This is a genomic window from Sporosarcina sp. Y838, assembly GCF_056786515.1.
This window is the reverse complement of record NZ_JBXCJD010000008.1, coordinates 44,761-57,153: the sequence shown is the minus strand read 5'-3', so window position 1 is coordinate 57,153 and position 12,393 is coordinate 44,761. Positions and strand designations below refer to the sequence as shown.

Annotated in this window: 11 protein-coding genes and 1 pseudogene; 4 read left to right on the top strand and 8 right to left on the bottom strand. The window is 37.5% G+C overall.

Features of this window, described 5'->3' with window-relative positions; genetic code table 11:
• Positions 1-18 precede the first annotated feature (18 nt).
• The 3 genes from AC1TO4_RS12465 to AC1TO4_RS12455 form a co-directional block, all read right to left on the bottom strand.
• Positions 19-1,341 carry a CitMHS family transporter gene (locus AC1TO4_RS12465; RefSeq protein WP_482105592.1) on the bottom strand — a complete coding sequence of 441 codons (1,323 nt, stop codon included), beginning with the start codon at positions 1,339-1,341 and terminating at the stop codon, positions 19-21.
• A gap of 238 nt (positions 1,342-1,579) precedes the next feature.
• Positions 1,580-2,284, bottom strand: a complete 705-nt coding sequence (locus AC1TO4_RS12460; protein ID WP_482099994.1) for a response regulator — start codon at positions 2,282-2,284, stop codon at positions 1,580-1,582.
• Positions 2,285-2,286: 2 nt separating this feature from the next.
• On the bottom strand, positions 2,287-3,915 hold the full coding sequence (locus AC1TO4_RS12455; RefSeq protein ID WP_482105591.1) for an ATP-binding protein: 1,629 nt from the start codon (positions 3,913-3,915) through the stop codon (positions 2,287-2,289).
• Between the two features lie 228 nt (positions 3,916-4,143).
• Here AC1TO4_RS12455 and pssA point away from each other — a divergent pair, with 228 nt between their 5' ends.
• Together pssA and asd are read left to right on the top strand one after the other, a co-directional pair.
• A complete protein-coding gene (pssA, locus tag AC1TO4_RS12450; RefSeq protein WP_482105590.1) occupies positions 4,144-4,677 on the top strand; it encodes a CDP-diacylglycerol--serine O-phosphatidyltransferase in 534 nt (177 codons plus the stop codon).
• 23 nt (positions 4,678-4,700) lie between these two features.
• Positions 4,701-5,477 carry an archaetidylserine decarboxylase gene (gene asd / locus AC1TO4_RS12445; RefSeq protein ID WP_482105589.1) on the top strand — a complete coding sequence of 259 codons (777 nt, stop codon included), beginning with the start codon at positions 4,701-4,703 and terminating at the stop codon, positions 5,475-5,477.
• 95 nt (positions 5,478-5,572) lie between these two features.
• On the opposite strand, the gene AC1TO4_RS12440 is transcribed toward asd, so the two are convergent.
• Entirely contained in the window at positions 5,573-6,445 is an 873-nt protein-coding gene (locus tag AC1TO4_RS12440; protein ID WP_482105588.1) for a LysR family transcriptional regulator, read from the bottom strand.
• 156 nt (positions 6,446-6,601) lie between these two features.
• Between AC1TO4_RS12440 and AC1TO4_RS12435 the strand changes: the two genes are divergently transcribed.
• Positions 6,602-7,738, top strand: a complete 1,137-nt coding sequence (locus tag AC1TO4_RS12435) for an AbrB family transcriptional regulator (RefSeq protein ID WP_482105587.1) — start codon at positions 6,602-6,604, stop codon at positions 7,736-7,738.
• 203 nt (positions 7,739-7,941) lie between these two features.
• Here the strand turns inward: AC1TO4_RS12435 and AC1TO4_RS12430 are convergent, their stop codons facing one another.
• Positions 7,942-9,387, bottom strand: coding sequence for a DEAD/DEAH box helicase (locus AC1TO4_RS12430; protein WP_482105627.1), 1,446 nt, complete (start codon positions 9,385-9,387; stop codon positions 7,942-7,944).
• A gap of 290 nt (positions 9,388-9,677) precedes the next feature.
• A pseudogene (locus AC1TO4_RS12425) lies at positions 9,678-10,082 on the bottom strand (ABC transporter ATP-binding protein); the annotation flags it as partial.
• Positions 10,083-10,424: 342 nt separating this feature from the next.
• Here AC1TO4_RS12425 and AC1TO4_RS12420 point away from each other — a divergent pair.
• The gene (locus AC1TO4_RS12420; protein ID WP_482105586.1) at positions 10,425-10,634 is read left to right on the top strand and encodes a hypothetical protein; all 210 of its coding nucleotides are present in this window, start codon (positions 10,425-10,427) and stop codon (positions 10,632-10,634) included.
• A 45-nt stretch (positions 10,635-10,679) separates the two neighbouring features.
• On the opposite strand, the gene AC1TO4_RS12415 is transcribed toward AC1TO4_RS12420, so the two are convergent.
• Entirely contained in the window at positions 10,680-11,093 is a 414-nt protein-coding gene (locus tag AC1TO4_RS12415; RefSeq protein WP_482105585.1) for a pyridoxamine 5'-phosphate oxidase family protein, read from the bottom strand.
• 304 nt (positions 11,094-11,397) lie between these two features.
• Positions 11,398-12,360 carry a magnesium/cobalt transporter CorA gene (gene corA, locus AC1TO4_RS12410; RefSeq protein ID WP_482105584.1) on the bottom strand — a complete coding sequence of 321 codons (963 nt, stop codon included), beginning with the start codon at positions 12,358-12,360 and terminating at the stop codon, positions 11,398-11,400.
• Positions 12,361-12,393 lie beyond the last annotated feature (33 nt).

Below are 12,393 nucleotides of genomic sequence, written 5' to 3'. Positions count from 1 at the left end.
TTCGTCGTCATTTTAATTTCAACCAATTGTTATAACACCTAATCCTAATGCAGCTAGAGTCATAACGACTACGGTTCCGAATGCCCACTTCACAGCAAAACGTTGCAGATCACCAAACTCCGTTTCAACTAAGCCAATCAATAAATGAGCTGCTGCCACTAGTGGGCTCAGCACGTGAATCGGCTGACCTATCAAAGACGCCCTCCCAATTTCAACAGCGCTCACTCCATAAGCTTCGCCTGCTTGTGCCAAAATAGGTAACACGCCGAAGTAAAATGCATTATTCGACATAAAGAAAGTGAATGGCGCACTTAGAATTGCTACGATTACCGCTAAATATGGGCCCAGTGCATCGGGAATAATCATAACCATTGTTTTTGCCATCTCATCAATCATTTCCGTACCACTCATAATACCAGAAAAGATACCTGCAGCAATAACAATAGAGACAACTGCTAATGCATTTTTCGAATGGACCGCGATACGTTCTTGCTGCTGTTTCAATTCTGGATAGTTGACGAGCAATGCAATTGCAAATGCAATCATAAAGAGAACTCCCAATGACATAAAGTCAATGATCAAACAAGCCATAAGGGCTACCGTCAATGAAAGGTTGAACCAAACGAGTTTCGGGCGGCGGTAATCGGCTAAATCTGCGGTTGCCGCCAATTCCATATTCGCTCCAGTTTGTTTTGGATCAGTTTTTTTAATGGGTTCAAGTTCAACAACACCCAATCTCTTGCGTTCCATTTTCCCTAACATGAAAGCGGAAATCAGTACCCAAATCAAGCCGAATCCCATGACCGGAATCATCGGGATGAATAGCTCCGAAGAATCGAGTCCTAACGAAGCCATCGCCATAGCAGAGGCACCGCCCCACGGCGTCATATTCATGACACCCATCGAGAGCATCGCCGTTGTAGCCAATACCAACCGATTCATACCAAGGCGTTTATATAAAGGCAGCAATGCGGAGACCGTGATGATATAAGTCGTCGTCCCATCTCCGTCTAGCGCTACCATCATGGAAAGAACAGCTGTCCCAAAAACAATCTTCAATGGATCGCCTTTTACTATTTGTAAGATCTTCGCTATTAAAGGATCAAACAGACCCGTATCGATCATTATTCCGAAGTATAGAATCGCAAATAAGATCATTATTGCTGTCATTGCAACATTTTCTACACCCGCCTGCATCATCGGTCCAAGCTCAGTTAGGAATCCCCCAAGAATTCCGAATACGATAGGCACGACCATAATCGCAACCAATGCAGAAAGGCGCTTCGACATGATTAAATACATAAATACGGCAATCATTGAAAAACCTAAAACTGATAACATATTTCATCCCCCTATTTTCCCTTTATTAAATTGCAGCTTCATTTTGTTCGGTAGAAACAAAAACTAATGATAGCGCTTTCTTAAAAGAATAGTATCAATAATTTGGCCAAAGAAATAGATAAAGAAAGTAAAGCGTATTCTTTTTATAGTTTGTATTGTTTTCATATTTTCCACGGACGCTCTAACAAATGAAAAAACCGATTGCTCAATTATAAATAATGACTGAGCAATCGGTTTTTTAGTTTGTTGTCTTTTTATATTTTCTCTCTGGTCTTCCAACATTTCCATATAATACTTCAACTTCTATTTCCTCAAGAGAAACGAGATATTCCAAATACCTGCGCATCGTTGAATAACTAATTCCAGCCATTTGGCCGAGTTCATCTGCACTTAAACTTCCTTCCATATCCTCTATCTTACCCCTGACCAGTTTCAGCGTATGTTTGTCAATTCCTTTAGGATATGTCTCTTTTTTAGGTCCAGCCGCCGCTAGCATCTTATTATTCGAACGAAATAGGTCATCTATATTGTCCTGATTAACTAATTGATTTTGATAAAGTTGTCCTCTGACAACGTCATATTGCGTAAGCGTAGCAATTAACTTGTCGATTATTATCGGCTTTATCAAGTAACCGAAAGCACCTCCGCGTATTGCTTCACTGACCGTTTCTGTATCGTTAGCAGCAGTAATCATAATAACATCAATGCCACGATACTCTTTCCGAATTTCTCGGAGCAATTCAATTCCATTCATATCTGGTAAATAGACGTCCAGTAATAGCAGTTGGGGTTGTATGACTTCCAATAGTTGCAAGGCTTGTCTCCCCGAACTTGCTGTTGCAATAACATTGAAATGATCGATTTGATTGGTAAACTGCTTGTAGATTTTTGCTGCGTCTTCATCATCTTCAACGATAACTACGTTAATCGTTCCATTAGACATTTTCACACATCCTTTTCAGTCCAGCTCTCTTGTGGAATAACAATTGTAAATCTTGCTCCACCTAACTCACTTTTATCGACATAGATTTGACCATTCAGTAATCCAATTGCATTTTTCACAATCGATAAACCGATTCCATGATTCTCCCCACTTTTTGTCGTGTAGCCATCTAGGAAAATAACATCTTCCATCATTATTGGTATTCCCGCTCCGTTATCTTCAATATCAAAAATGATTTCATTACCCAAATCTGTAAATGAAACATTGACGATTCCTTTATTTCCATTCTTTGCTCTTGCAGCTTCCATCGCATTGTCGATGACATTACCAATGATTGGAACAAAATGATTCGACTTTGCATTATCTGAAACACTATCCAAGCGGCTTTCAGAGTCAATATCCAAATGTACTTGTAATTCCTTAGAGCGGTTTACTTTACCAAGTAAACAAGCCGCAATCAATGGGTCTTTTACCGACGACATCAGAAAAGAAATGATATCTTGACGTTCACTAACTTCTGAAGACACAATCTTAATAGCACGATCATACTCTTTTAACATAAGCAATCCATAAATCGTGTTTAATTTATTTAGAAACTCATGGTTTTGAGCACGCATACTTTCAGAAAATGTTTTTATTTTCGAAAACTCTTCCGTCAATTGTTCAATTTCTGTTACTGTCCGTATTGTTAAAACAATTCCCATAACTTCATCTGCCAGTATAATTGGAGATGTATCTAAAATATAAAGTTGTTGACCAAACAACAGCTTTTTATTTATATCACTTTCCTTTGTTTCGAGAACATTATCGATATAATTCCCCAAATGATTATCTGTAATAACTGAGCCCACATTTAGTTGTTGATCGTCGAATAATTCACGTGCCCTCTTATTCATTGAGGTGATTTCTTTTTCATTATTAACAGTAATTGTTGCATCACGAATTGACTCAAGTGTCGCCTCTTTTTCTGTAAAGAGGAGCGAAATCTCCTGCGGTTCCAAACCGAAAATAAGTTTTTTCAAACGTCTTGCTATCAAAATCGCCCCAATTATTCCTACAAGGAAAGGAATAATTGCCAACAAAATGATGCGTTTTCTATAATCGAGCACTTGCTGCTCGATATTATTCACTAAAAAACCGACGGATGAGACACCGATAACTTCCCCTTTGTCATTCCAAATGGGTGTCTTCGCTTTAATGGCGGGTCCAGATATCCCATTTCCCCGATAAATGATGGACTGGTGCAATTCAAGCACTTGATCATTACCCGTAGCTGTTGGTTTCCCTATATTTTCTGGATTGGGATGCGAATAACGCAGTCCTTTATCATTAGCGACGGTTACGTAGTCTGCACCTGTTGACCGACGAATTGTTTCAGCGATTGGTTGGATTATCTGTGATGGTTTTCCATCGTTAAATGCTAAAATTATTGCTGGATGTTGGGCCGTTAACTTCGCTACTGTCATCGCTTGTTTTCCCATATAACTTTCAACTATATCGTCAATCATTGTATAAAAAAGAATACTTACCAGAAGCGTACTGATCAAAACAACGATTGTTATAAGTGATGTTATTTGAGTTAACAGAGTCATTCTAGATTTCTTAACCACTCTGACCATCTGTTCATTCACAACCTTTACGTCTTACTTTACTATTTCGGATAATCCTTCTATATTACCCGCTGTGTGAGCCTTATCTTTATAATACATCATAATTTAAAAAACGAATTGTAACAGTAGCTATTAAATATTGAATTAGAATTGCGACTCCATCTGTATTCAAGTATAATTAAGTTTTAACGATTACAAATAATGGCTTTAAATCAATAATAAATTCATTATATAATTGGGAGGTATAGCATGTATTTACCTAGGTACTTCGAACATTCTAAAGTCAAAGCACAGTTGGCGAATGCAATTACCTTGATGAACTTAAGTTTTGGCGTTATAGCTATTATCCTTATTCTAAAAGGCTTAGGCCATATGAGTTTACTATTTATATTCCTTGCTGCGTTATTCGATCGTTTTGATGGGATGGTTGCAAGACGTTATAATGCAGAATCACTTTTCGGAAAAGAACTAGACTCGTTGTGTGATCTGGTTTCATTCGGACTTGCACCTGCTTTATTAATTTATGAAACAACACTTTATACCTCGCCTTGGTTAGGAACCATTGCTACCGTTTTTTATGTTTTAGCTGGAGCGGTTCGTCTTGCCCGCTACAATTCAAGTGAATTCGATGGTGCATTTTATGGAGTACCGATCACAGCGGCGGGTGTGGTTATGACATTAAGCTTTTTCCTTGTTCCTTATATGGCTCCATTATTTTTCGTTGTACTGATGTTTATTATGTCGTTATTAATGATAAGTAATATACGAATTGCGAAAGTGTAAATGAATACAACGGAGGATACTAAATGAAAAAAGCACTCTTTAAATCTTTTGTTGAGTTGACGGGAAATCCTGTTTCTTCGGCTCTGTTAAAATCTTTTTCTAGTTCAATAGTAAGTCGGCCGTTGATTCGGCCTTTCAGCAATTTTTATCGTATTAGTAATGATGAAATGGAATACCCTATTTCACACTATAAAAGTTTACAGTCACTTTTCACACGAAACCTTAAACCAGGTATCCGTCAAATAAACCCTTCACCTCATGCTCTCATTTCACCGGTAGACGGCATAGTTAGCGGTGCAGGGAAAATTGCTAATGACCAAACTTTCCTCATAAAAGGCCACCAGTACAGGATAAACGAAATAATGGGCACTGAAAAAAAAGCAGCTCCCTATAAAGATGGCTCGTATTTTATTTTTTATCTTTCTCCGAGTCATTATCATCATTTCCACTATCCAGTAACGGGCAAACTGGTTTCACGTTACGCACTTGGCGGAGTTTCTTATCCCGTGAACAGTTTAGGATTACGTCTTGGTCAGAGCCCCTTTTCTACAAACCATCGTCTCATATCTGAAATAGATACGGCTTTTGGAAAAGTGGCGATTGTAAAAGTCGGTGCTTTAAATGTGAATAGTATACAACTCCTTAATTCATCGAAAGATTGTATTAAGGGAAATGACTTCGGCTATTTCAGTTTTGGTTCTACTGTTATTTTATTTCTGGAGAACAACCCACACTTCACTCCGACAATAGAGTTGAATAGCGAGGTAAGAGTGGGACAACCAGTTGGTAATTGGTTGTAACAGTAATTAAAAAGCAATCCTTGATCAGTGTACATACTGTTCAAGGATTGCTTTTTAATGATTCTTTTAATCAACATCTAAAAAAACGTTTACTATTATATCCCGTCTTCCAAGTTTATTTGTTCAACAAAGTTAACAAAGGCTTTAACAATATTTAATTTCAAGGAATCTTCATGATATAACATCCATGTTTTTCGAATGATCGGCTTTCCATCTTTCGTTTTGATAACGATTTTATGGATGTCCTCTACGTCATTTAAAATCATACTTGGTAATATCGCATAACCTAATCCATTCACAACCATTTTTTTACATGTATCGACTTTATCAACCTCTATGCTCACCAATGATGGCTGGCTGAAATTCTCATACCACCAATTATCGACAGAAGTTTTAAGTAAAGGATCAGTACGATAATCAATTCTTGGCAAGGAAGGTAGGTTATTAATATCAATTTTTTCTTTGGAAGCAATGCATAATGTTTCCTCAAATAGCAATCGTTTTTGATCTTTCCAACCGTATTCTCCTTTTACAAAACCAACATGGACATCTTGATTATAAATTAAATGTACAATATGACTGCTGAAGTCCGTCGTTACTTTAAATTCAATATTGGGATACTGTTCCTTAAAAAGTTTTAATAGATAAGGAAGCTTATAATCCGTGAAGTAGTTCGAAACACCTAATCGTAATATCCCCTCTACTTCATCTTCCATATTCAAGACATTTTCTTTAATTTTCTGAAGGCGCAAAAGCATATCGTCTGCGCATTTTGCTAAATACTCCCCTTGTGGAGTAAATTGAACTCCACGTCTTCCTCTACTTACGATTCTTACATTGAACTTCTTTTCTAATTGTTGAAGGCGATGTGTCAATGCTGGTTGTGAAATAAATAATTTTTGAGCTGCTTTTGTTATATTTTTTTCGCGATAGAGCATTTGTAAAACCACCCAATCCTGCTCGTCCATACAAATATCACCCTTCAGCTATCAATATATTTTATGTCTATTCATCAATATTCAATATTATTTTTATTTCTCATATTGTACTATACTGAATAAGAATTGCAAATACAGTGAGTAGACAAGATACAATAAAAATGTTATTGAAAGCGGGGAAGTTTATTGTTAAGAAAAAATGAATTCATAAAAACTTCCACATTTGTTGTCATCAGTGGAATGGGGGGATTTCTTCTTGCACTTACAGGCCTTCCAGTCGGTTGGATGATTGGAACCCTTCTAACTGCAACCCTCATTTTTATTTTTAGTCCCAATTTAATGAACATGTCCCTCCCACAAAAAGGTATTCCGAAATACTGGATGGCTATTGGGCAATGTATCTTAGGTATTGAACTTGGACAAAAAATGAATGATTCCGTTTTATTCATTTTCCTGGAAAATTGGGCAACTGTTATTACTATGCTTTTACTATCTATCTTGTTTTCTTTATTATCCGGACTCGTATTATGGAAGTTTAGCAATTTAGATATGTTAACTAGTTTTTTTGCTACTGCACCTGGAGGATTATCTTCTATCCCTAGTATTGCAGAAGAAGTTGGTGCTAATACAGGAGTTGTAAGCATCATTCAAACGATGCGTATATTTTTAGTTGTCCTTTCCATCCCACTCATATTATCTATTTGGCTAAGTAACCCTGTTGATACTACACCTATCCCTAGCACTACTTCGGTAATGGGACAATTTCAATCGGAACATATTGTTTCGACTGCTATGCTTGTTATTGTTGCATTCCTCGGATATTACGTCGGGAAACTTTTAAAATTCCCTGCTCCATGGCTAATTGGTAGTATGGTTTGCATCGCAATTGTAAAGTCTTTCAGTTCAATAGTTATTGGCTATACGATTGTAGCCTGGTGGCCATCAGGATTAATCATAATTTCCCAAGTGCTCATTGGCGCAAGTATCGGTTCTCGAATTCATAGAAGTATGTTTATAGGATTAAAGAAAACGTTAGCCATTTCATTTTTAAGTACAATTTTTCTTATATTTTCCATGTTCCTATGTGCGTATATTGTTTCAGTGATAACAGGATTACCTTTGATTACTTCGGCTTTGGCTTTCGCTCCCGGCGGCATCGCTGAAATGACGACCACTGCGGTTGTCCTGAATGCGGACTCTACATTTGTCGTAGCCGTACAAGTGCTGAGAGTAATAGCTGTTTGTATGATTCTTCCACCCTTTTTCAAGTTCTTGAATCGCTGGAATCTCAAAAAGAACACCCCCGCTCAATTATCCGCTTAGGTTATTGCAATGTTATATATTGATATAAAGAATCCCTCCATATCGACTTCGACGCTAGGGGCAACATACGCTAGATTCATATGTTCAACTAATATAGTTAGTTTTTGAAGCAACAGTTTAGTTTACAGGATGCAGCCATTAACCAAAAAGCAATCCTTGATCAGTGAATCTACTGATCAAGGATTGCTTTTTTAATTGGATGATTATTTATTCGCTCTGTGTACTTTCAATAACTTTCCTTTAACCGTTGTCGTTTTCATTTCATTCAAAACAAGTTTCCCTTTTCCATTAAGTATATCAATATACGTCACAGTATCCTGGATTTTGATGATGCCAATGTCTTCAGCGGATACGCCGGGAATTTTTGTAATTGTACCGACAAAGTCAACAGCACGAAGCTTTTTCTTTTTTCCGCCATTGAAATACAATTTCATAATATCTTTATTTACCAATTCGTTTTTTTTCTTTTTTAATTCAGGTAAGCTTTCCAGTTTTTCAGTGAATGCATCTTTTGCTGCAGCAACTGCCGCCTTCGAAGGTGCGTTTCGTTGTTGAATTTCAAAACCGATGTACGCTTCGATTTCTTCTAAAAAATGATTTTCATTCGGTGTCATGAAAGAAATTGCTTTCCCTCTCTTACCTGCACGTCCCGTTCTTCCTACTCTGTGCACATAGCTTTCAGTTTCCACTGGCAGGTCATAGTTAATGACATGTGTGATACTGTCAATATCTATGCCACGTGCAGCAACATCTGTTGCAACCAAGTAACGGAATTCACCTCGTTTAAAATCATCCATTACAGAAAAACGATCTTCCTGCATCATACCTCCATGTAGTTTATCGCAAGTATAGTGCAGTTGCTCAAGTTGTTCAGTTACATTATCCACCTGATCTTTTGTACGACAAAAGATAATACAACTGTCTGGATTTTCAACTACAGTTACATCGCGTAACATATCAAACTTTTGGGGATCTCTGACGATGATTAGAGAGTGGTCTATTTGATCCGTCAATGTAACGGTTGATGCTATTTCAATATTTTTGGGATCTTTCATATATTTACTGCTAAGCTTTCCAATTTTCTCAGGAAGTGTCGCCGAAAAAAGCATTGTTGTTCTATTTTTCGGTAGTTTATTGATAATGGATTCAACTTGATCAATAAAACCCATGTTTAGCATTTCATCCGCTTCATCAAGAACAAGATATTCAATCCGATCAAGAGCAATTGAGCCTCTTTCAATATGATCAAATACACGCCCAGGCGTTCCAACAACGACGTGGCATTTTTGCTTCAGTTCTTCTTTTTGATAAGCAAATGGAGATTTCCCGTAGACCGCGGCAGCTTTTATACGCTTAAAACGGCCAATGTTTGTAATATCTTCCTTGACCTGATCTGCAAGTTCGCGTGTCGGTGTTAAGATTAGTGCCTGTGGTTTGTTCTCATCCCAGTTCACCATTTCACATATCGGAATACCAAATGCAGCAGTCTTACCGCTTCCCGTTTGTGATTTAACAACTAAATCTGTCTTTGTAAGAGCCGCAGGAATTACTTTCTCCTGGACTTCTGTAGGTGAAGAATACCCGAGCCCGTCGAGCGCTCGAGTAATCTCCTTGCTCAGGTTATAATTTTGAAATGTCATTGTAATCAGCCTCTCATTCTTAGTGTATTATCTCACAAACAGAGGTCTTTCGTCATTTAATGGAGTATTATGATTTATTTTTGACTTGTGCAAATAAGGTTCATTCTTTTGATTCAGGAAAGCCCTAGATGAAAAGAGCAGATTTGAAGGAAATGAACGAACTTCTATGCAATCGTCCATCACTATCTAAGTATTTACTGTTTATTTGATTTCATGACGTATTCAAAAATTCCCCTATATAATTCATTTTCTATGTATGTCGAAGAATGCCTTAACCATTGGTAAGGCACCCGACTTCTTTATTTTTCTTGCACAAGTACACCGTCTGTCATTTTGAATACCTTGTCGCAATAGCCTACTAGACGTATATCATGTGTGACGACAATGGTCGTTGTGTTTTTGTTCTTTGTTTCGTTTTTCAGAAGCTCCATTACTTCATAGGCACGATCTGAGTCAAGAGATGCCGTTGGTTCATCAGCTAAAATAATAGAAGGATTACTGTATAACGCTTTTGCAATTGCCACACGCTGACGTTCTCCGCCAGATAAGTCTGCAGGATATTTAGTTCGTAAATCCCCAATACCCAAGTCATCATATAACTCTTCCAATTGTTTTTTCGTCATATTTTCTTTCTTAACTTGGTCCAATAGTTTCAACTGATTGGCGACCGTTAAAAAGGGAACTAGATTCGATGCTTGTAGAATGAGAAAAAGGATCCTATTGTGATGAATTGGAATTATATCTAGTGTTGCAGCAGGCTTATCATTCTCTCGGATTAAACGATTTTTTAACATCCGTGATCGTTCCATTTTTAAACGAGACAGGAATCTGTATCAAGCTTGGTCGTACGAGACTTCCTAGTGCAAATTCGTCCTAACTATCAAAGTAGTGACGATGCACCTTTAGTCTTAGGAGCATGCCTGCCTTATGAACGACATGAAATCCCTTTGCACATACTATTATTGCAATTTATGATGAAAGGCTAGAAAACAGTATTGGTTGGTACTTCTCCTGCTCCTCGCGCTATAGAGTCGCTGGTAGAAAAATTGAAGCTTGCAAAAGTACTGCTATCAGCAACGACAACGACCCCTTTTATAAATGATCCGGATTTACTGGAGAGTTTAGATCAGTTTGCCGCTAATAATAAACAAATTGATTTTTACCTAGGCGGCACGGGTGCACTCGACTACGCAACGAACAAAACACTTCAGGCAATCCACGTCACCAGTTCACTTGAAGAAGCCTTACACCAATAAAACCGAAAAGAGGGTACCAGCTCCTAACGCTGGTACCCTCTCTTTTCACGGTGTAATCTCTTGTGGTTCCTCACCTTTTTTATTCATCAAACGAATTGAATCGGGTGAAATTTTTAAGATGATAAGATTGGGGTCCTCAGGACCACTGAACCAAGGTTTCAAATGCTTATTCCATACCTTTTCTTTTACACTTTCATCATCGGAAATACTGACAGTACCTTCTATCTCAAGATATTCGTCGCCCATACCTTTTCCTTCATAACCGATTAAGATATGCGTATGTGGATTTACTTCCAGTTCATCCACTTTCTGCGTTTGTTTTGATGTTGCAGTGTAAAGCGTAAATTCATCATTGAAAAACGTCATGTAACGTGTGTGCGGCTTATTCTGTTGAACGGTCGCCATTGTTCCAACGAAGCTTTCCTTCAAAACTTTCAGCGCTGTTTCTTTTGCATTCACAAAGATCTACTCCCTTTCTCAATGTTATTGTAGTTTACCTCTATAAGTAAGAAGCTAAACATCACTTACAGGGATAGGTATATATCGGTAATTTGGTATTAGATTATGTGATTATAATCCACAATTCATATCAATGAAGCAATTTCATAATTGCATACTCTAATTAAAATCCTAATATTAACGAAATTTCTTAATTGAGTATTCGTTTAAATGGATGAGTTTCGTTGATTGTAACGTAATAAAAAGGCACCAGCGTGTTGAAAGCTGATACCTCTAGACTATACAGGATTAGACTATTAACAGATTAAGATTTAAACATTCGCAGCCATCCTTTATATTTGAACAGCCCTAACATAGCTACCCCAATTGTAAACATTATGACTAAGACAATGATATATCCATAACGCCAAGAAAGTTCAGGCATAAAGTCAAAATTCATACCGTATACACCAGCTATAAAAGTCAATGGTATAAAAATCGAAGAAACAATTGTTAAAATCATCATAATCCGATTCATCTGATTGGAATTTATGGATAATTGACTATCTCTAATATCTGCCGTTAATTCTCGATTTGCTTCTAAGATATCGCCGAGCCTTAACAGATTATCATAGATATCACTAAAATAGGCTTGTTCATTCACGGATAATTTCAGCGAACCGGAAGTGGTCATCCGGTGTAGAAGTTCCCGCATCGGTACGATTGTCCTTCGTAATCGAAGCAAATTGCTACGTACATCAAATACGGAGTCCATGGATAAATGGACGGTGGATGGCGCAAGGCTGTCTTCGATTTCATTTAGATGATCTTCTATTTTAAGTAGTACCGGAAAGTAATCATCGACAACTTTATCGATGATTTGGTGAGTAACAAAAATATGACCTTGCTCCCACTTATTCGGGTTCTCAACAATACGTTTCTTGGCATTTTCTAGCTCTTGAATTTTTGTGGAGTGATAGGTGATGACATAATTCATCCCTAGAAAGAGATTCAACTCCTCAGCTTTTAGATTATCATCGCATAAGGAATGCAATACCAAAAATGCGTATTCGTCATAAAAATCCACTTTCGGCCTTTGAAGACGGTTCAAACAATCTTCGATGGTAAGCGGATGGAAATGAAAAAATGAATCCAATAAGGTGGTCTCTTTATCATCGGGCTGATCAAAGTCAATCCAATACCACTTGAATGTTTGAGTATGAATTTCTGTTAACGGAAATTCAAAAACCATCTTATTCTCTGTTGTCAGCCCCATTGTCCGAATCAAGTAAACACCCTCTTCCTAACTCTTACGTTCCTG